Origin of the sequence: Leclercia sp. GLN_9 (genome assembly GCF_043105735.1) — a bacterium.
GTDB lineage: Bacteria > Pseudomonadota > Gammaproteobacteria > Enterobacterales > Enterobacteriaceae > Enterobacter > Enterobacter adecarboxylatus.
The window spans coordinates 117431-138195 of sequence record NZ_JBICLV010000015.1 but is presented as its reverse complement, the minus strand read 5'-3'; the positions used below and the strand labels follow the sequence as shown (position 1 = coordinate 138195).

General features: G+C 55.9%; 18 protein-coding genes. 13 read left to right on the top strand and 5 right to left on the bottom strand.

Annotated elements, in window-relative coordinates:
• Positions 1 to 28: 28 nt before the first annotated feature.
• A complete protein-coding gene (gene radC, locus ACF8PE_RS09540) occupies positions 29 to 694 on the bottom strand; it encodes a DNA repair protein RadC (RefSeq protein WP_032615711.1) in 666 nt (221 codons plus the stop codon).
• A 174-nt stretch (positions 695 to 868) separates the two neighbouring features.
• Here radC and coaBC point away from each other — a divergent pair, with 174 nt between their 5' ends.
• The 3 genes from coaBC to slmA all read left to right on the top strand — a co-directional run bounded on the left by coaBC (position 869) and on the right by slmA (position 3230).
• Positions 869 to 2080 carry a bifunctional phosphopantothenoylcysteine decarboxylase/phosphopantothenate--cysteine ligase CoaBC gene (coaBC, locus tag ACF8PE_RS09535; protein ID WP_098946311.1) on the top strand — a complete coding sequence of 404 codons (1212 nt, stop codon included), beginning with the start codon at positions 869 to 871 and terminating at the stop codon, positions 2078 to 2080.
• Positions 2058 to 2516, top strand: coding sequence for a dUTP diphosphatase (dut, locus tag ACF8PE_RS09530; RefSeq protein ID WP_032615705.1), 459 nt, complete (start codon positions 2058 to 2060; stop codon positions 2514 to 2516). The genes coaBC and dut overlap by 23 nt, the downstream gene beginning before the upstream one ends.
• 117 nt (positions 2517 to 2633) lie before the next feature.
• The gene (slmA, locus tag ACF8PE_RS09525; protein WP_032615703.1) at positions 2634 to 3230 is read left to right on the top strand and encodes a nucleoid occlusion factor SlmA; all 597 of its coding nucleotides are present in this window, start codon (positions 2634 to 2636) and stop codon (positions 3228 to 3230) included.
• Positions 3231 to 3280: 50 nt separating this feature from the next.
• Here slmA and pyrE read toward each other — a convergent pair whose 3' ends face one another.
• Both pyrE and rph read right to left on the bottom strand, forming a co-directional pair.
• Positions 3281 to 3922 (bottom strand): orotate phosphoribosyltransferase, encoded by a 642-nt coding sequence (gene pyrE, locus ACF8PE_RS09520; protein ID WP_077226465.1) that lies wholly within the window; start codon positions 3920 to 3922, stop codon positions 3281 to 3283.
• A gap of 60 nt (positions 3923 to 3982) precedes the next feature.
• Positions 3983 to 4699 (bottom strand): ribonuclease PH, encoded by a 717-nt coding sequence (rph, locus tag ACF8PE_RS09515; RefSeq protein ID WP_032615700.1) that lies wholly within the window; start codon positions 4697 to 4699, stop codon positions 3983 to 3985.
• A 125-nt stretch (positions 4700 to 4824) separates the two neighbouring features.
• Here rph and ACF8PE_RS09510 point away from each other — a divergent pair, with 125 nt between their 5' ends.
• From ACF8PE_RS09510 to ACF8PE_RS09500, 3 genes are all read left to right on the top strand, one after another.
• Entirely contained in the window at positions 4825 to 5688 is an 864-nt protein-coding gene (locus ACF8PE_RS09510) for a YicC/YloC family endoribonuclease (RefSeq protein WP_032615698.1), read from the top strand.
• A gap of 203 nt (positions 5689 to 5891) precedes the next feature.
• Positions 5892 to 6509, top strand: a complete 618-nt coding sequence (locus ACF8PE_RS09505; protein WP_059309010.1) for a trimeric intracellular cation channel family protein — start codon at positions 5892 to 5894, stop codon at positions 6507 to 6509.
• 122 nt (positions 6510 to 6631) lie between these two features.
• Positions 6632 to 8284 (top strand): phosphoethanolamine transferase, encoded by a 1653-nt coding sequence (locus ACF8PE_RS09500; protein ID WP_032615694.1) that lies wholly within the window; start codon positions 6632 to 6634, stop codon positions 8282 to 8284.
• Here the strand turns inward: ACF8PE_RS09500 and ligB are convergent.
• Complete coding sequence (gene ligB, locus ACF8PE_RS09495) at positions 8281 to 9951, bottom strand: NAD-dependent DNA ligase LigB (protein WP_270735759.1); 1671 nt, start codon at positions 9949 to 9951, stop codon at positions 8281 to 8283. The genes ACF8PE_RS09500 and ligB overlap by 4 nt on opposite strands.
• Before the next feature lie 251 nt (positions 9952 to 10202).
• Here ligB and gmk point away from each other — a divergent pair, with 251 nt between their 5' ends.
• The 5 genes from gmk to recG are packed head-to-tail and all read left to right on the top strand — an operon-like array spanning position 10203 to position 16062.
• Positions 10203 to 10826, top strand: coding sequence for a guanylate kinase (gene gmk, locus ACF8PE_RS09490; protein ID WP_032615690.1), 624 nt, complete (start codon positions 10203 to 10205; stop codon positions 10824 to 10826).
• A gap of 54 nt (positions 10827 to 10880) precedes the next feature.
• The gene (gene rpoZ / locus ACF8PE_RS09485; RefSeq protein ID WP_032615688.1) at positions 10881 to 11156 is read left to right on the top strand and encodes a DNA-directed RNA polymerase subunit omega; all 276 of its coding nucleotides are present in this window, start codon (positions 10881 to 10883) and stop codon (positions 11154 to 11156) included.
• 19 nt (positions 11157 to 11175) lie between these two features.
• Entirely contained in the window at positions 11176 to 13287 is a 2112-nt protein-coding gene (gene spoT, locus ACF8PE_RS09480; RefSeq protein ID WP_032615686.1) for a bifunctional GTP diphosphokinase/guanosine-3',5'-bis pyrophosphate 3'-pyrophosphohydrolase, read from the top strand.
• Between the two features lie 4 nt (positions 13288 to 13291).
• Entirely contained in the window at positions 13292 to 13981 is a 690-nt protein-coding gene (gene trmH / locus ACF8PE_RS09475; RefSeq protein WP_032615683.1) for a tRNA (guanosine(18)-2'-O)-methyltransferase TrmH, read from the top strand.
• 2 nt (positions 13982 to 13983) lie between these two features.
• Positions 13984 to 16062, top strand: coding sequence for an ATP-dependent DNA helicase RecG (gene recG, locus ACF8PE_RS09470; RefSeq protein WP_032615681.1), 2079 nt, complete (start codon positions 13984 to 13986; stop codon positions 16060 to 16062).
• On the opposite strand, the gene gltS is transcribed toward recG, so the two are convergent.
• Positions 16063 to 17265 carry a sodium/glutamate symporter gene (gltS, locus tag ACF8PE_RS09465; RefSeq protein ID WP_032615679.1) on the bottom strand — a complete coding sequence of 401 codons (1203 nt, stop codon included), beginning with the start codon at positions 17263 to 17265 and terminating at the stop codon, positions 16063 to 16065. It lies immediately after the preceding gene.
• Between the two features lie 224 nt (positions 17266 to 17489).
• Between gltS and ACF8PE_RS09460 the strand changes: the two genes are divergently transcribed.
• Together ACF8PE_RS09460 and ACF8PE_RS09455 are read left to right on the top strand one after the other, a co-directional pair.
• Positions 17490 to 18881 (top strand): NCS2 family protein, encoded by a 1392-nt coding sequence (locus ACF8PE_RS09460; protein ID WP_032615677.1) that lies wholly within the window; start codon positions 17490 to 17492, stop codon positions 18879 to 18881.
• Between the two features lie 118 nt (positions 18882 to 18999).
• Positions 19000 to 20712 carry an AsmA family protein gene (locus ACF8PE_RS09455; protein WP_148569660.1) on the top strand — a complete coding sequence of 571 codons (1713 nt, stop codon included), beginning with the start codon at positions 19000 to 19002 and terminating at the stop codon, positions 20710 to 20712.
• Positions 20713 to 20765: the final 53 nt, after the last annotated feature.

Here is a 20765-nt window from a genome sequence, read left to right as displayed (position 1 = left end):
AAGATCCCGATGGATCGCGAGAAATGGCTTAAATCCATCCACGTTCTGCAAACGAAACGTACTCTCCACGGCCTATCACCAGATGATCAAGAACACGAATGTCCATGAATTGACAGCATTTCATAATGCGTGCGGTCACGTCTCTGTCGGCTTTACTCGGTTCGGCGCGTCCTGAGGGATGATTATGCGCGAGGATCACGCCAGCGGCATTCACTTTTATCGCTTCGCGCACAATTTCACGTGGATGCACCTCCACATGGCTCAGGGTACCCGAAAATAGCCGGGAGTGTTTCAGCACGCGGTTTTGATTATCGAGGAAAATCACCATAAAAATCTCCCTCTCCTCTTCCGCCAGCTGGCTGCGCACAAACTCCCGGGTCATCTCCGGGTTTTTAAGCGGGTTTTCTTGCCGTATCCCCGAGCAATAGTACCGGCGGGCAAGCTCCGCAATACCTCTGAGCTGAGCGAATTTCGCAATGCCGATCCCGTCCACGCCCCTGAACGCCGTCAGTTCGGCAGTCAGCAAGCCGTGCAGGGAGCCGAAATGCTGCAACAGATCTTTAGAAAGCGTGAAAACATTTTTACTTCGCGTACCGGTTCGCAGGAACAGCGCCAGCAGCTCTTCGTCCGTCAGCGTTGTCGCGCCATCAGCGAGCATTTTTTCCCGCGGCAACTGCGGGAATGGTGTATCCATACTCAGCCCTCCTCCATCGTCAGGCTATGCTGCCATAGACCGTTCCCCCTCACGATGGCGGATTGCTTGTCTTGCGTAACGCCTCGCAAAGTGGCGGATGGACAACATCACGATGCTTTTCGGATTGTGATAAAATGCCCGTCTCTCAGGTGAACCCAACAGGAAAGAATCATGATGAGCCTGGCCGGTAAAAAAATCGTTCTCGGTGTCAGCGGCGGCATTGCGGCCTATAAAACGCCGGAACTGGTGCGCCGTTTGCGTGAGCGTGGCGCAGACGTGCGGGTGGCAATAACCGAAGGGGGCAAAGCGTTTATTACGCCACTGAGCCTGCAAGCCGTTTCGGGCTACCCGGTGTCGGACAGCCTGCTCGATCCGGCGGCCGAAGCCGCGATGGGCCATATCGAACTGGGTAAATGGGCCGATTTAGTCATCCTCGCGCCGGCCACCGCCGATCTCATCGCCCGTGTCGCAGCCGGCATGGCCAACGACCTGGTGTCCACCATCTGCCTGGCTACTCCGGCCCCGGTCGCCGTGGTACCCGCCATGAACCAGCAGATGTACCGCAACGCAGCAACGCAGCATAACCTTGCCACGCTGGCTTCCCGTGGCCTGCTGATCTGGGGGCCAGACAGCGGCAGCCAGGCCTGTGGCGATATCGGCCCGGGCCGTATGCTGGATCCGCTGGCGATTGTGGATCTGGCTGCCAGCCATTTTTCACCTGTCAACGATCTGCAACATCTCAGCATCATGATTACCGCGGGTCCGACGCGTGAGCCGTTGGATCCGGTGCGCTATATCACTAACCAAAGCTCCGGCAAGATGGGCTTTGCGATTGCCGCCGCCGCCGCGCAGCGCGGAGCCAGGGTTACGCTGGTCAGCGGCCCGGTATCGTTGCCAACCCCACCGCGGGTGCAGCGCATCGACGTGACAACCGCGCTGGAGATGGAAGCGGCTGTCCAGGCACAGGCACAACAGCAGCAAATTTTTATTGGCTGTGCCGCCGTGGCGGACTACCGCGCAGCGGCCATAGCAGATGAGAAAATTAAAAAGCAAGGCGATGAAATCACAATAAAAATGGTGAAAAACCCGGATATCGTTGCCGGTGTCGCCGCGCTAAAAGATCGTCGGCCTTACGTTGTTGGGTTTGCTGCTGAAACAAATAATGTGGAAGAATATGCCCGGCAAAAACGTACCCGCAAAAACCTCGATTTGATTTGCGCGAATGACGTATCGCTGGCCACCCAAGGGTTTAACAGCGACAGCAATGCACTGCACCTATTCTGGCAGGAGGGAGATAAAGTCTTACCGCTTGAGCGCAAGGAACTCCTGGGCCAACTATTACTGGACGAGATCGTTACCCGTTATGATGAAAAAAATCGACGTTAAGATTCTGGACCCGCGCGTTGGTCAGGAATTTCCCCTGCCGACCTATGCTACATCCGGTTCTGCCGGTCTTGATCTGCGCGCCTGCCTCGACGCCGCTGTAGAACTGGCGCCGGGTGCTACCACCCTGCTGCCGACCGGTCTTGCAATTCACATTGCCGATGCCTCTCTGGCTGCGGTGATCCTGCCGCGCTCTGGCCTGGGCCATAAGCATGGCATCGTGCTGGGCAACCTGGTGGGGCTTATCGATTCCGACTACCAGGGTCAGCTGATGGTCTCCGTCTGGAACCGTGGCCAGGACAGCTTCACCATCCAACCCGGCGAGCGTGTCGCCCAGATGGTATTCGTCCCGGTGGTACAGGCTGAATTTAATCTGGTAGAAGACTTCGACGCCACCGATCGCGGCGAAGGCGGCTTCGGCCATTCCGGGCGTAAATAAACCCGGCTAAACGCATCTCACAATCTAATAACGTATTAACAAACCGCAAACACCTGTTTGCGGTCGTTGTGTGGATGTCAGCCTGACAAGTGCTTATTTTCAGGGGTATTTTGCAACATGGCAGAAAAACAAACAGCGAAAAGGAACCGTCGCGAAGAAATACTTCAATCTCTGGCTCTGATGCTTGAATCCAGCGATGGCAGTCAACGCATCACCACCGCAAAACTGGCCGCCTCTGTGGGCGTGTCGGAAGCGGCGCTGTACCGTCATTTCCCCAGTAAAACGCGGATGTTCGACAGCCTGATCGAGTTTATCGAAGATAGCCTGATCACGCGTATCAACCTGATTCTGAAGGATGAAAAAGACACCACCGCACGGCTGCGTCTGATTGTTCAGCTGATCCTCGGTTTCGGTGAACGCAATCCGGGTTTAACCCGTATCCTGACCGGCCATGCACTGATGTTTGAGCAGGACAGGCTACAGGGGCGGATTAACCAGCTTTTCGAACGTATCGAAGCGCAGTTGCGCCAGGTATTGCGCGAAAAGAAGATGCGTGAAGGCGAGGGTTACAGCATGGATGAATCGCTGCTTGCGGGGCAGGTGTTGGCCTTCTGTGAAGGGATGCTATCCCGCTTTGTGCGCAGTGAATTCAAATATCGCCCAACGGACGATTTTGACGCCCGCTGGCCGTTAGTGGCTGCGCAGTTGCAGTAGCGGAAACAGTATTCCAGGCCCGGTAAGCACAGCGCCACCGGGCACTTTATTTACACGCCAAACTCTTCGCGATACGCCCGCACCGCCGCCAGGCTCTCTGCCATCTCCGGCTTCTCTTCCAGATACGCGATCAGGTCTTTCAGGGTGATGATCGATGTCACCTTACAGCTGTAGTCACGTTCCACTTCCTGAATAGCAGAAATTTCCCCCCGGCCGCGCTCCTGGCGGTCCAGAGAGATCAGCACGCCCGCCAGCGTCGCGTTATTCGCCTGGATAATCTCCATTGATTCACGAATGGCGGTGCCCGCGGTGATCACATCATCCACCAGCATGACGCGGCCCTGCAGGGCGCTGCCGACCAGACTACCGCCTTCGCCGTGGGTCTTAGCCTCTTTACGGTTAAAGCAGTACGGTACGTCGCGATCGTGATGCTCCGCCAGCGCCACGGCGGTGGTCGTGGCAATCGGGATGCCTTTATAGGCCGGGCCAAACAGCAGATCGAATTCAATCCCGGAATCCACCAGCGCTTCGGCATAGAAGCGGCCTAACAGTGCCAGATCGCGCCCGGTATTAAACAGCCCGGCGTTAAAGAAATAGGGGCTTTTGCGCCCGGATTTCAGCGTAAATTCGCCAAACTTAAGTACCTGCTTGCTAAGCGCAAACTCAATAAACTGGCGCTGATACGGTTTCATGGATTCGCTCCTTACTTTTCTACGGACAAAAAAAAGGCGACTCATCAGTCGCCTTTAAAATCAATTTTCTAACGCCGCCTTCTGCGTCGTTACGATAGATTCGATTCCCTCTCGGGCTAACGCCAACAGGGCGAGAAGCTCTTCATGGGTAAACGGCTCACCTTCTGCCGTGCCCTGCACTTCGATGATGCGACCATCTTCGGTCATCACCACGTTCATGTCGGTCTCTGCTGCAGAGTCTTCAACGTACTCCAGATCGCACAGCGCTTCGCCATTGACGATACCCACAGACACCGCAGCAACCATGCCTTTAAGTGGATTCGCTTTCAGCTTGCCAGCCGCAACCAGTTTGTTGAGGGCATCGGCCAGCGCCACGCAGGCACCAGTGATAGAGGCAGTGCGCGTGCCGCCGTCTGCCTGGATCACGTCGCAGTCCAGGGTGATGGTAAACTCGCCCAGCGTTTTCAGATCAACCGCCGCGCGCAGCGCACGGGCGATCAGACGCTGAATCTCCATAGTACGGCCACCCTGTTTACCTTTCGCCGCTTCGCGAGCGTTACGGGTGTGGGTGGAGCGTGGCAGCATGCCATATTCGGCAGTGATCCAGCCCTGACCCTGGCCTTTCAGGAAGCGTGGCACACCCTCTTCGATGGAGGCGGTGCACAGCACTTTGGTGTCACCGAATTCAACAAGCACAGAGCCTTCAGCGTGTTTTGTATAGTTACGGGTCAGGGTGACGGGGCGCACCTGGTTGGCGCTACGACCTGATGGACGCATGATGATATCTCCGGCTTGAAACGAATGTGGCTGCGCATTATACGGATTAAACGCGCTTATTCCTATCCTGAGAAAGCCCCGAAAGCTATAATCCCCCCATCTCTCCTTTGAAAACGGAAATGTCTATGATCCGCAGTATGACCGCCTACGCCCGCCGTGAAATCAAGGGTAGCTGGGGCAGCGCTACCTGGGAAATGCGCTCGGTAAACCAACGCTATCTTGAAACCTATTTCCGTATGCCGGAGCAGTTCCGCAGTCTTGAGCCAGTGGTTCGCGAGCGTATCCGCGCTCGTCTGACGCGCGGAAAGATTGAATGCAACCTGCGTTTTGAGCCTGATGCGAGTGCGCAAGGGGAGCTGATCCTCAACGAAAAACTGGCTAAACAGCTGGTTAACGCCGCTAACTGGGTCAAGATGCAGAGCGACGAAGGCGAAATCAACCCGGTTGATATTCTGCGCTGGCCTGGCGTGATGGCGGCTGGCGAACAGGATCTGGACGCGATTACCGCTGAGATCCTGGCTGCGCTGGACGGTACGCTGGACGATTTCATCGTGGCCCGTGAAACCGAAGGCCAGGCGCTGAAAGCGCTGATCGAGCAGCGCCTGGAAGGCGTGAGCGGCGAAGTGGTGAAAGTCCGTTCCCATATGCCAGAAATCCTGCAGTGGCAGCGCGAGCGTCTGGTCGCCAAACTGGAAGATGCCGAAGTGCAGCTGGAGAATAACCGTCTCGAGCAGGAACTGGTGCTGATGGCCCAGCGTATCGACGTTTCCGAAGAGCTGGACCGTCTGGAAGCGCATGTCAAAGAGACGTATAACATTCTGAAGAAGAAAGAGGCCGTAGGTCGCCGCCTCGATTTTATGATGCAGGAGTTCAACCGCGAATCGAACACCCTGGCGTCGAAATCGATCAACGCTGAAGTGACTAATTCTGCGATTGAGCTGAAAGTGCTGATTGAACAAATGCGCGAACAGATTCAGAACATCGAATAATCAGAATGGGTAACTCAGCGTGAGTTACCCATTAGTTTTTCTAATGCCATAAAAGATCGTTAAAGAATAATTCTTTTCTCTTTACTGAGAAAAATGGTGTGTATGGATTAGTTAAACTAAGCTAAAAATCTTCGCCTTAGAAAATCTCAATCGTGCTCCGCCCTACAAAAGGCTACTCTGCTGAACGTTTCTGGGGGGCGACAATGCTTTTACACATTCTTTATCTGGTCGGTATTACGGCCGAAGCGATGACCGGGGCGCTGGCTGCCGGGCGTCGTCGTATGGACACTTTTGGTGTCATCATTATTGCCACCGCAACGGCACTCGGCGGAGGGTCTGTTCGCGATATCTTGCTTGGGCACTATCCTCTCGGTTGGGTCAAACATCCAGAGTATGTTGTGATTGTTGCTGTTGCTGCTGTGCTCACAACCATTTTCGCCCCTGTGATGCCTTATCTTCGACGTCTGTTTCTGGTTCTGGACGCAATAGGCTTGATTGTGTTCTCTATTATTGGTGCTCAGATTGCGCTGGATATGGGGGAAGGCCCGATCATTGCGACTATTGCTGCCGTGGTAACCGGAGTATTTGGCGGCGTGTTGCGCGACATGTTCTGTAAGCGTATTCCGTTGGTTTTCCAGAAAGAGCTTTACGCCGGCATCTCGTTCGCTGCAGCCTTGCTATACATCGCATTGCAGCATTATGTATCGAACAATGATGTCATCGTTATTACGACACTACTTTTTGGTTTTACCCTGCGTATGATGGCGCTGCGCTTGAAACTTGGGCTACCCGTTTTTCATTACACACATGATTCGCACTGAGTTTTTAACAAAAGGATAAGAGGAAAATGGACAGAAAAAAGCACTTTTGTGCGCTTATAATATATTGGAAAGCGCATACAATACCGCTCTGTCATTATCTTCAAAATTTGCATTAAGAACTGATGTCATTTGCTAAAGCCTCTGTCCTCATCATAGATAAAAAGCTCTGCAGGCATTTTTTAATCCTGCTGCTGTGCTCTGTATTGATTCAATTATGGCCGGTGTATTTCACACAACCTGCACGTTTTATGGTGCGCATTGCGATTTGTAATAGCCTTTTGTTGCTTGCTGCCGCAGCTATCTATCGCTACCTCCCCGGTAAAATTATTGCCTTCGCTCTGACTGTTCTGTTAACGCTCAATTTTGCGTTTGCGTTCAGTACGTGGAATGTTTACCAGAGCGAATTCAACACCGTTTTTGCCATGAGTATCCTGGCAACCCATATTGCTGAAGCTAAAAGCATGTCGGGGCTCTATATCAATAGCCTTCCCATTGTCATGGCCTATTTTGTTATTACCTGGTACGCCATTAAGTCTCTTAGCGAAAACCTGTCGGATCGGGCAAAAACCATCAGTATGGTGTTACTGGTGGGCTATATGGGCTGGTACTCTGCCGCAAGCTGGCTTAAAAAGCGCAAAGACCTGGAAGTCTACTATCCGCTCAGTTCAAGGATCCTGACTTATACGCCGTTTTACATCGGTTCTGAATTTATTATTGCTCACCGGGACAACGCGTTGGCTGAGAAAATCAGTAAGCAAAATGTGCATTATCCTGCCCTGCAATACCAACGCACCGGTATCGAAAACTACGTGGTTATCGTCGGGGAATCTGCACGACGCAGCAATATGCAGCTTTATGGTTTCAACCAGAACACTACACCTGTTGAGTCATCTTTTAAAAAGAACGCTCTGATCTTCAGGAATGCTATTGCCCCGGCATCGGCCACGGTACTGGCGGTCCCTATGATCCTCAGCCAGGCCGACCCGGATAATTTCACTGTCGACAAACTTGCCGACAACGTTGTCAGCATTGCCAGAAAAGCAGGCTATTACACGGAATGGATCAGTGCGCAAGGGAACTCAGGAAAGAGTAATAATTATATTGCTGCTATTGCTTCAACCAGCCAAAATTTGCACTGGATTAATACCCAATATGATACGGAGCTTTTACCCGCCCTCGAAGAGGCACTAAACAAACCCGGTAAAAAATTCATTGTCCTGCACATTAACGGTAGTCATGAAATGGCATGTGACCGCTACCCTGCATCAGCAGGTGTTCTGGATACCGGAAATAAGTACGAAGATTGCTATAACAATGCGATTCGTTATACAGATTACTTTATCGGCGAAGTGGCTAAACGCTTGCAAAACACCGCCTCTTCAATTCTTTATTTTTCCGATCACGGGCTGGAAAAAAATCCGCAACTGGAATCTATTTATATGCATGGTTCCCGTAATCCAAGTAAAGAGGCTTACGAAGTCCCGCAGTTCATCTGGTACAGCCAGCCCGCACTTTTCAGCCAAAAACGGCGGTTAGGGTGGGTTAATGGCTTCTGGCCCACCGCAAATAACTATTGGCTTATGCTCAACTGGCTCGGCATCTCTACAGGGGTTAAAAACTGCCTTTCGGTGCTCGAAACCTGCTATCAAGAGCCTACGTCACTTCCGGTTATGGACGGCGGACGCCATATCTTCGATTACAACCAGCTACGCAATACGTTTAGCTCACAAGATTTAAATACGCCCTGGCGGAAAGCAAAACCTGGCTCACTTTAAAATCCCTGGATACCTTGTTCTCCGAGCCATGCAGCCAGGGTCGCGATGGTGGGATCATGAATAAACGCGATCAACTTTTGCGCATTTTCCTTGCCGACGCCAGGAAGCTGTTGCCAGCTTTCTGCATCTTTTTCGCGTAACTGCTGCCACGAATGCACGTTAAGCGCTTTTGCTGCGGCTCGCGGTAAAGGAACGCCCAGTGCAGCAATCCACCGTCTAAAGGGCTGCTTGCGAGCGAACTCAAAACGATGCCATAACATTAAGCCTCGCGTGGCTTTCATTCCTGGCGTGTTTTGGAGCTGCTCTTTGGTCCACGCCAGCCACGAAAAGATGTTCTCAAAATGATGTGCTTGATGTAATAGCCTCCAGCCCGACTCACCCACGCCTTTAATATCGAGCACATCTTTCGAACTCAACCAGGCCAGGCGGGCCATAAACTGCTCGTGGCATTCCGGCGAGGCATAAAAACAGGTCAGCGGCGTGAAGCGCGACGCTGGCGGAACCGGTTTTTGCCGGTTGCTCCCTCGCCAGACGACACTATCCAACCGCGGGATCCCCTGCCCGGCCAGGCTGACCTGAACCTGATCGCCCGGTGCAATATCCAGCGCCTGCCAGCGCCCTACTGACCCCAGGTTGACGCGTTGCACCCGTTTATCATCAAGCTGCACGGGTTCAAGGGTGGCGACCACTGCGATCCTGCCGGTGCGACCCACGGCAAAGGTGATAGATCGGACCTCAGCGATCCGTGCAACCGGAGCATATTTCCACGCAATCACCCAGCTACCGTCCCCGGGCAGCCAGCGGTTGCCTGCCGGCTCCTGTGCCGAGCGGACAACAACGCCATCGGTGACAAAGGGCAGCGGCGACGTCAGCCAGCGATGGCGCAGTTTTTCAACCTCCTCCACTGAACTGACCTTATGCGTCCAGGATTCGGTCAGGTCAAAGCCCGCCCGGGTTAACGCTTGCAGACGCTCATCCATCGTGGCGGGACCGTCCGGCCAGGCCCAGATAAAGATGCCAATATGATCCAGGAGGGCGCTGTCATCCTGCCGCATCATCGCTCCGGCAACTTTTGCCCGCGCATTCATCCCGCCCATCTGATGCTGAACATGATTATCACGACGTAAGAACAGCTCACCCTGCAATACGCTGTTGGCGAGCGGCCCCGTCACCCGGGCGGGGATCGCGGCGATGCGCTTCACTTTCGCCGTCCAGTCTTCGCCTTTCAGCCCATCTCCCCGGCTGGTGGCCTGCACCAGCTGCCCCTGCCGGTAGACCAGCGTCACCGCCACGCCATCTACCTTTGGCTGGATCCACAGGTCTTGATGTGAACGCATCCACTGCCGGAGCGCCGCTTTATTCGCGACCTTCGATACACCGGTATGGCTGACCGGGTGCCTGATCGAACCGCCCGCAGGCATTTGCGCCTCTGTCGCCTGTTCATCACCAAAGCAGTGCCGCCACTGCTTCAGCCGCGCGGCCAGCTGGTCATAGACGTCGTCGTTCACGTCGCTGACCCCCTGCTGCCAATAAGCCTTATCCCAGCGGGCTATTTGCGCACTAAGCCGGGCGATCTCCTGCTCTGCCTGTGCGGGTGACCAGGCCGGGCATATCGCCAGCCCGTAACTGCTCCACAACAACATCACTACGCCTAATCCTCGCCACATCGTCATCCCTCCCTGTTTTATGGAAGGTATAACGCGGTATGAAATTGCAGGCGACAGGGAAAAACAGACTTTACGAGCCAGCATCAGGACTTTGATTCTGTTGCAGCAAACGGCGCAAAAAAGCGGAAAAGGGCGAGCAAAAATCAACGAAGAAGCGGAAAAAGTGTGACAAAGGCTACGTCACGAAGCGGCGACGTGTATAATAAGCCCGTATGTAGGACTTTCTTCGTTAACACATACAAAAGACTCTCATGGCTCAAGGCACGCTTTATATTGTTTCTGCCCCTAGTGGCGCGGGTAAATCCAGCCTGATTCAGGCGCTGTTAAAAACCCAACCGTTGTACGATACCCAGGTATCGGTTTCTCACACCACGCGCGCGCCGCGTCCGGGTGAAGTGCACGGTGAACATTATTTCTTTGTCGATCACGATGAATTCAGAGCGATGATTGGCAGAGAGGCGTTTCTTGAACACGCCGAAGTCTTCGGTAATTACTACGGCACCTCACGTGAGACCATTGAGCAGGTACTGTCGACCGGTGTGAACGTGTTCCTTGATATCGACTGGCAGGGCGCGCAGCAAATTCGCGCGAAGATGCCGCAGGCGCGCAGCATCTTTATTTTACCGCCGTCGAAAGATGAGCTGGATCGCCGTCTCCGTGGCCGCGGCCAGGACAGCGAAGAAGTTATCGCAAAACGTATGGCCCAGGCAGTTGCGGAAATGAGCCATTACGCCGAATATGATTATCTTATTGTGAATGATGATTTCGATACCGCCCTGGGCGATCTCAAAACTATCCTTCGCGCCGAACGTCTGCGCATGAGCCGCCAGAAGCAGCGACATGACGCATTAATCAGCAAACTGTTGGCAGACTGAACCCACATTCAGTATCATGCCCAGTCATTTCTTCATCTGTGGAGCATTTTAAGTATGGCACGCGTAACTGTTCAGGACGCTGTAGAGAAAATTGGTAACCGTTTTGACCTGGTGCTGGTCGCCGCGCGTCGCGCTCGTCAGATGCAGTCAGGCGGTAAAGATCCGCTGGTACCAGAAGAAAACGATAAAACTACTGTTATCGCATTGCGTGAAATCGAAGAAGGTCTGATCAACAACCAGATCCTTGATGTTCGTGAACGCCAGGAGCAGCAAGAGCAGGAAGCCGCAGAACTGCAGGCCGTTACCGCCATTGCTGAAGGTCGTCGTTAATTAAACCTGCGGGTCGCCCTTGTATCTGTTTGAAAGCCTGAATCAACTGATTCAAACCTACCTGCCGGTAGACCAGATTAAGCGTCTCCAGCAGGCGTATCTCGTTGCACGTGACGCTCACGAGGGCCAGACACGTTCAAGCGGTGAACCTTATATCACGCACCCGGTAGCGGTGGCCTGTATTCTGGCCGAGATGAAACTCGACTACGAAACGCTTATGGCCGCCCTGCTGCATGACGTGATCGAAGATACCCCTGCCACCTACCAGGACATGGAACAGCTGTTTGGCAAAAGCGTTGCCGAGCTGGTGGAAGGGGTCTCTAAGCTTGATAAGCTGAATTTCCGCGACAAGAAAGAGGCGCAAGCCGAAAACTTCCGCAAAATGATCATGGCGATGGTGCAGGATATCCGCGTCATTCTGATCAAACTCGCTGACCGTACCCACAATATGCGCACTCTGGGTTCATTACGCCCGGACAAACGCCGTCGCATTGCCCGTGAAACCCTCGAAATCTATAGCCCTCTGGCGCACCGTTTAGGTATTCATCACATTAAAACCGAGCTGGAAGAGCTGGGTTTTGAAGCTTTATACCCGAACCGCTTCCGCGTGATTAAAGAGGTGGTGAAAGCCGCACGTGGTAACCGTAAAGAGATGATTCAGAAAATCCTCTCTGAAATCGAAGGGCGTTTGCAGGAAGCAGGTATTCCCTGCCGCGTCAGCGGTCGCGAAAAGCATTTGTACTCTATCTATCAGAAAATGGTGCTTAAAGAGCAGCGTTTTCACTCGATCATGGACATCTACGCGTTCCGCGTGATCGTCCACGACGCCGATACCTGCTATCGCGTACTCGGTCAGATGCACAGCCTGTACAAGCCGCGTCCAGGTCGCATGAAAGACTATATCGCCATTCCAAAGGCCAACGGATATCAGTCTTTGCACACATCAATGATTGGCCCGCACGGCGTGCCGGTTGAGGTGCAGATCCGTACCGAAGACATGGATCAAATGGCAGAGATGGGTGTTGCCGCGCACTGGGCTTACAAAGAACAGGGCGAAACCAGCACCACCGCACAAATCCGCGCTCAGCGCTGGATGCAGAGCCTGCTGGAGCTGCAACAGAGCGCCGGTAGCTCGTTTGAATTTATCGAGAGCGTTAAATCCGATCTCTTCCCGGATGAGATTTACGTTTTCACGCCAGAAGGGCGCATTGTCGAACTGCCTGCTGGCGCAACTCCGGTCGACTTCGCTTATGCCGTGCACACCGATATCGGTCATGCCTGCGTAGGTGCGCGCGTCGATCGCCAGCCGTACCCGCTGTCACAGCCGTTGACCAGCGGCCAGACGGTAGAAATCATTACCGCACCGGGTGCCCGTCCGAACGCGGCATGGCTCAACTTTGTCGTTAGCTCGAAAGCCCGCGCGAAGATCCGCCAGTTGCTGAAGAACCTCAAACGCGACGACTCTGTAAGCCTGGGCCGTCGTCTGCTCAACCACGCGTTGGGTGGCAGCCGCAAGCTGGCAGAGATCCCGAAAGAGAACGTGCAGCGTGAAATCGAGCGTATGAAGCTCGCCACGCTTGACGATCTGCTGGCGGAAATTGGTCTGGGTAACGCCATGAGCGTGGTGGTGGCGAAGAACCTGCAGCAGGGCGAAACCTCTGTGCCGCAGCCGTCATCAACCAGCCACGGCCATCTGCCGATCAAAGGCGCCGACGGCGTGTTGATCACCTTTGCCAAGTGCTGCCGACCGATCCCGGGCGACCCGATTATTGCCCACGTCAGCCCTGGTAAAGGTCTGGTTATCCATCACGAATCCTGTCGTAACATCCGTGGCTACCAGAAAGAGCCTGAGAAGTTTATGGCGGTAGAGTGGGATAAAGAGACCGAGCAGGAGTTTATCACCGAAATTAAGGTGGATATGTTCAACCACCAGGGTGCACTGGCCAACCTGACGGCGGCAATCAATACCGCCTCTTCCAACATTCATAGCCTGAATACGGAAGAGAAAGATGGCCGTGTGTACAGCGCCTTTATTCGTCTGACCGCGCGTGACCGTGTGCATCTGGCGAATATCATGCGCAAAATCCGCGTGATGGCCGACGTGATTAAAGTCACCCGTAACCGAAACTAGGTTTATGAACTCAACACGTTATGCCCGGATCTGCGAAATGCTTGCCAGGCGTCAGCCCGATCTGACGGTCTGCATGGAGCAGGTCCATAAACCTCATAACGTTGCTGCTATCGTCCGTACCGCAGACGCCGTCGGTGTGCATGAAGTGCACGCCGTCTGGAAAGGTACGCGGATGCGTCCCATGGCCTCGGCTGCTGCAGGTAGCAACAGCTGGGTGCAGGTCAAAGCCCACGACAATATTGCCGACGCCATTTCACATCTGAAAGGGCGCGGCATGCAGATTCTGGCGACCCACCTCTCTGACAAAGCCGTCGATTTCCGCGAAATTGATTACACCCGCCCGACCTGCATTCTGATGGGTCAGGAGAAAACGGGGATCACCCAGGAAGCGCTAGATCTGGCGGATCAGGACATCATCATTCCGATGATTGGCATGGTGCAGTCGCTGAACGTCTCCGTGGCTTCCGCGCTCATTCTGTATGAAGCCCAGCGCCAGCGACAAAATGCCGGGATGTACAAACGCGAGAACAGCATGCTGCCGGAAGAAGAGCAGCAGCGCCTGTTGTTTGAAGGTGGTTATCCGGTGCTGGCCAACGTGGCGAAGCAGAAAAAATTACCCTACCCCCACGTGAATATGCAGGGCGAGATTGAAGCCGATGCAACGTGGTGGGCCACCATGCAAGCGACGAAGTAATCATGCAAGGCCGTCTGCTTGATGCTGTGCCGCTCAATTCCCTGACGGGCGTTGGCGCGGCCCAGAGCAGCAAACTGGCAAAAATTGGCCTGCATACCGTGCAGGATCTCCTCCTGCACCTCCCCCTGCGTTACGAAGACCGCACCCAGCTCTATCAGATTGGCGAGCTGCTGCCCGGCATTTACGCCACCGTTGAAGGCGAAGTGCTGAACAGCAACATCACCTTTGGCGGCCGCAGGATGATGACCTGCCAGATTAGCGACGGCTCCGGCATCCTGACGATGCGCTTCTTTAACTTCAGCGCGGCGATGAAAAATAGCCTGGCCGCCGGGCGACGGGTGCTGGCCTATGGCGAAGCCAAACGCGGGAAATACGGCGCGGAGATGATCCACCCGGAGTACCGTGTACAGGGCGATCTCAGCACCCCGGAGATGCAGGAGACCCTGACGCCGGTCTACCCGACTACCGAAGGCATCAAGCAGGCAACGCTGCGCAAGCTGACCGATCAAGCGCTGGAGCTGCTCGACACCTGCGCCATTGCCGAACTGCTGCCACCCGAGCTGGCGCAGGGCATGATGAGCCTGCCGGAAGCGTTGCGCACCCTGCATCGCCCGCCGCCGACGCTGCAACTCAGCGATTTAGAGAGCGGGCAGCACCCGGCCCAGCGTCGTCTGATTCTGGAAGAGCTACTGGCGCATAACCTGAGCATGTTGGCGTTACGCGCCGGTGCCCAGCGTTTTCACGCCCTGCCGCTCCCGGCCCGTAACGAATTAAAAGATAAACTTCTGGCTTCGCTGCCCTTTAAACCCACCGGGGCACAGGCTCGTGTAACCGCTGAGATCGAGCACGATTTAGCGCTGGATGTGCCGATGATGCGTCTGGTGCAGGGCGATGTCGGCTCCGGTAAAACGCTGGTGGCTGCCCTGGCCGCCCTGCGCGCCATTGCGCACGGCAGACAAGTGGCGTTAATGGCCCCGACCGAACTGCTGGCCGAGCAGCATGCGAATAACTTCCGCAGCTGGTTTGCCCCGCTGGGGGTTGAAGTGGGCTGGCTGGCCGGGAAGCAAAAAGGCAAAGCGCGACAGGCGCAGCAGGACGCCATTGCCAGTGGTCAGGTGCAGATGATTGTCGGCACACACGCCATCTTCCAGGAGCAGGTGCAGTTTCACGGCCTGGCGCTGGTGATCATTGATGAGCAGCACCGTTTTGGTGTGCATCAGCGTCTGGCCCTGTGGGAGAAAGGACTCCAGCAGGGATACCATCCGCACCAGCTGATCATGACCGCGACGCCGATCCCCCGCACCCTGGCGATGACCGCCTATGCCGATCTCGACACCTCCACCATCGACGAACTGCCGCCGGGACGTACGCCGGTGACTACCGTCGCTATCCCCGATACGCGCCGCAGCGACATCATCGATCGGGTGCGTAACGCCTGCCAGGAAGGCCGTCAGGCTTACTGGGTCTGTACCCTCATTGAAGAGTCGGATCTGCTGGAAGCGCAGGCGGCAGAAGCCACCTGGGAAGAGTTAAAGCTGGCCCTCCCCGAACTGAACGTCGGGCTGGTGCATGGCCGCATGAAGCCTGCCGAAAAGCAGGCGGTGATGCAGGCCTTCAAACAAGGCGATCTGCATCTGCTGATCGCCACTACAGTGATTGAAGTGGGGGTGGATGTACCTAACGCCAGCCTGATGATCATCGAAAACCCGGAGCGTCTGGGTCTGGCGCAGCTTCACCAGCTGCGTGGCCGCGTCGGACGTGGCGCAGTGGCCTCACACTGCGTACTGCTGTACAAAGCCCCGCTGTCGAAAACCGCCCAGAAGCGCCTGCAGGTGCTGCGTGACAGCAACGACGGCTTTGTGATTGCGCAACAGGATCTGGAGATCCGTGGCCCCGGCGAACTGCTCGGTACCCGCCAGACCGGTAACGCCGAGTTTAAAGTCGCCGACTTGTTGCGCGATCAGGGCATGATCCCCGAAGTTCAGCGTCTGGCGCGCCATATCCATGAACGCTACCCCGACCAGGCGGCAGCGTTAATCGAGCGCTGGATGCCAGAGACCGAACGTTACTCCAACGCCTGATCAGCCAAACATCGGCAACATCAGGTACATCTTAATCACGATCGCGTTGACGATATCAATAAAGAACGCCCCCACCATCGGCACCACCAGAAACGCCATATGTGAAGGACCGAAGCGCTCGGTAATAGCCTGCATGTTAGCGATGGCCGTTGGCGTTGCCCCCAGACCAAATCCACAATGCCCCGCTGCCAGCACCGCCGCGTCGTAGTTTTTGCCCATCAACCGCCAGGTAACGAACATCGCATACAGGGCCATAAACAGGGCTTGAACCGCCAGAATAGCCAGCATCGGCAGCGCCAGCGAGGCCAGCTCCCACAGCCTGAGGCTCATCAGCGCCATCGCCAGGAACAGTGACAGGCAGACGTTGCCCAACACCGATACCGCCCGCTCAAAGACGCGATAAAAGCCCATCAGCGCCAGGCTGTTGCTGAGGATCACCCCCACAAACAGCACGCAGACAAAGGTCGGTAGCTCCAGCGCGGAGCCCGCCAGCAGTTGCGCAATCACTTTACCCACCGTCAGGCAGATGGCGATCAGCGCAATGGTTTCGATCAGCACCAGGGAGGTTATCATGCGGCCAACGTCCGGCTTTTCAAACGCCGTTGGCACCGCTTCATCTTCCGGGCGGCCGTTCGGGGTAGTGGAGTGCTTCACCAGATAGCGCGCCACCGGCCCGCCGATGAGACCACCCAGCACCAGGCCGAAAGTGGCGCAGGCCATCGCCACTTCGGTCGCATTCTGGAACCCATAGCGCTCGATAAACAGTTTGCTCCACGCCGCCCCGGTGCCGTGTCCGCCGGACAGGGTAATGGAGCCGGCCAGCAGGCCCATCAGCGGATCCAGCCCCAGCAGGGAGGCCATGCCGATACCGATGGCGTTCTGCATCACCAGCAGCCCGACCACCACAATTAAAAACACGCCCAGCATTTTGCCACCAGCCCGCAGGCTGGCGAGGTTGGCGTTCAGGCCGATGGTGGCGAAGAAAGCCAGCATCAGCGGGTCTTTTAGCGACATATCAAAGTCGATTTCCCAGCCCATGCTTTTTTTCAGCACCAGCAGCGCAACGGCGGCTAACAGCCCGCCCGCGACGGGTTCCGGGATGGTGTATTTTCTGAGAAGGGGGACACTGTGAACCAGCTTACGGCCAAGCAGTAAAACCAGCGTTGCCGCAACGAGGGTCGACAACGTATCAAGATGAATCATAGTAGGCTCCTTATATGGCACGTACTCCATCAACATGCGCGTTTTCCTGAACCGATTGCGCGACTTAAGCGCAATCGGGAGCAGGAGTGTAATGAACTTTGCCGTGGCGTGACAGAAAAGCCGCATTAAGTTGAGGCTTTTATCAACGATATTTGTGAGCAATCGTTTGCTTTTCTCATCCACTCGGCTAAAATGCCCGCTTTTCTTCCAGGGGATCGCAGCAGATGTCCGTTAACGCCGTAGAACAGCAAGATGCGCAACCGATTGCGCAGCCGCATAACAGTGAACTGATTTACCGTCTTGAAGATCGCCCGCCGCTGGCGCAGACCTTGTTCGCCGCCTGTCAGCATCTGCTGGCAATGTTTGTGGCGGTGATCACCCCTGCTCTGCTGATCTGCCAGGCGCTCGGCTTACCGGCGCAGGACACCCAGCACATCATCAGCATGTCGCTGTTTGCCTCGGGCGTGGCATCCATTATTCAGATTAAAGCCTGGGGTCCGGTGGGTTCCGGTCTGCTGTCGATTCAGGGCACCAGCTTTAACTTTGTGGCTCCACTGATTATGGGCGGCACGGCGCTGAAAACCGGCGGCGCGGATGTTCCTACGATGATGGCAGCCTTGTTCGGCACTCTGATGCTGGCAAGCTGCACCGAGATGGTCATCTCCCGCGTATTGCACCTGGCGCGCCGCATTATTACTCCGCTGGTCTCCGGCGTGGTGGTGATGATTATCGGCCTGTCGCTGATTCAGGTCGGTCTCACCTCCATCGGCGGCGGTTACGCTGCGATGGCCGACCACACTTTCGGCGCCCCAAAAAACCTGCTGCTGGCGGGTGTGGTGCTGGCAATCATTATTCTGCTCAACCGTCAGCGTAACCCGTACCTGCGCGTCGCCTCACTGGTGATCGCCATGGCGGCAGGTTACCTGGCAGCCTGGGCGATGGACATGTTGCCGCAAAACAACACCCCGACCGACAACCCGCTGATCGTGGTTCCGACACCTCTTTATTACGGTCTCGGCATCGACTGGAACCTGCTCCTGCCGCTGATGCTGGTGTTTATGATCACCTCCCTGGAAACGATCGGCGATATCACGGCCACTTCCGACGTCTCTGAGCAGCCGGTCTCTGGCCCGCTGTACATGAAGCGCCTGAAGGGCGGCGTGCTGGCCAACGGCCTGAACTCCTTTGTTTCCGGCGTGTTCAATACCTTCCCGAACTCCTGCTTCGGCCAGAACAACGGCGTGATCCAGCTGACCGGCGTTGCCAGCCGCTACGTGGGCTTTGTCGTGGCGCTGATGCTGATTGTGCTCGGTCTGTTCCCGGCGGTGAGTGGCTTTGTGCAGCACATTCCTGAGCCGGTGCTGGGCGGCGCAACGCTGGTGATGTTCGGCACTATCGCGGCATCGGGCGTGCGTATTGTTTCCCGTGAACCGCTGAACCGCCGCGCCATCATGATTATCGCGCTGTCACTGGCGGTAGGCCTGGGTGTGTCTCAGCAGCCGCTGATCCTGCAGTTTGCCCCTGATTGGGTGAAAAACCTGCTCTCTTCCGGCATCGCCGCCGGTGGGATCACCGCTATCGTCCTGAACCTGATCTTCCCGCCAGAAAAGAACTAATCCTTTTAACGGCAGCAGGCAACTGCTGCCGTAACCCGGAATTCCACCATTCGCGCCTTGAGCAATGCGCATAAATCGTGCATAACTCCTTTATGTGTGTTTTACGTGATGGAAGACCATGAAATTTATTGGAAAGCTTCTCGTCGGTATTCTGGCCGTTCTGCTTATCGCGATCCTCGCGCTCTATATCCTTGTTCAAACCCGCTGGGGAGCGGCGCAGGTCAGTAGCTGGATCACGGTAAACACCGACTACGAACTCAATTTCGACCTGATGGATCACCGCTTCTCGTCCCCCACCCACCTGGTGCTGAAAAACGTCACCTTCGGGCGCGATGGCCAACCGGCGACCCTGGTGGCAAAAATGGTGGATATCGGCGTGAGCAGCCGCCAGCTCACCGATCCGCTGCATATGGATACCATTACCCTGTTTGACGGCACGCTGAACCTTTCGCCTCAGACGGCGCCGCTTCCCTTCCAGGCCGATCGCCTGCTGCTGAATAACATGGCCTTTAACAGCCCCAATACCGCGTGGGATCTCAGCGCCCAGAAGGTGACCGGCGGCGTGCGCCCGTGGGACCCTGAAGCAGGTAACGTGCTGGGTAAAAAAGCAAATATCCAGATCAGCGCCGGGTCGCTGACGCTGAACGGCGTACCGGCCAGCAACGTGCTGATCGAGGGGGAGTTGACCGACAAAGAGGTGGTGCTGACCACCATCGGTGCGGATATGGCACGAGGTTCCCTCACCGGCACCGCGCGTCGCGACGCCAACGGTGGCTGGAAGGTGGACAATATGCGCCTGAACGATATCCGCCTGCAGAGCGATAAATCGCTGTCCGACTTTTTTGCTCCCATCACCACGCTGCCGTCGTTACAGATTGGCCGCCTCGACGTGACGGACGCCCGCCTGCAAGGGCCGGACTGGGCGGTAACGGATCTCGATTTGAGCCTGCGCAACCTGACCCTGAGCCAGGGCGACTGGCAGAGCGAGGACGGTCGCCTGTCGATGAATGCCAGTGAGTTTATCTACGGTTCGCTGCACCTGTTCGACCCGATCCTGAATGCGGAATTTGCCCCGCAAGGGATCGCCCTGCGCCAGTTCACCTCGCGCTGGGAAGGCGGGATGGTGCGCACCTCCGGCAACTGGTTGCGCAGCGGAAAAGCGCTGGTGCTGGACGATGTCGCCGTCGCCGGGCTGGAGTACACCCTGCCGCAGAACTGGAAAACGCAATGGATGGAGACACTGCCGGAATGGCTACACAACGTCACGCTGCGCAAATTCGGCCTGAGCCGTAACCTGGTGATCGACGTTGATCCCGCCTTCCCGTGGCAGATCACCGCCCTCGACGGTTACGGCACCAATCTGCAACTGGCGAAAGATCGTCAATGGGGCGTATGGGCGGGCACCGCCACCCTGAACGGGGCGGCCGCTACCTTTAACCGGGTGGACGTGCGCCGTCCGTCACTCTCCCTGACGGCTAACGCCTCGACGATTGCCATCAATGAACTGAGCGCTTTTACCGAGAAAGGCATTCTGGAAGCGAAGGCCAGCGTCTCGCAGACGCCGGTACGCCAGACGACCCTCAACCTGACCGGTCGAGGTGTGCCGTTGAACGTGCTCCAGCAGTGGGGTTGGCCCGCGCTGCCGGTCACGGGCGACGGCAATATTCAGCTCAACGCCAGCGGTAATGTGCAGAAAGACACGCCGTTGAAGCCGACAGTCAACGGCAGGCTGAATGCGGTGAATATGAATAAACAGCAGGTCACGCAGACAATGACGGGTGGGGCGGTGAATACGGTTGAGCAACAACCCTCACCCCAGCCCTCTCCTTAAAAGGGAGAGGGAGCTACCCCGTCCTCACCTGTTAAAGATGGGCACTCACTCTT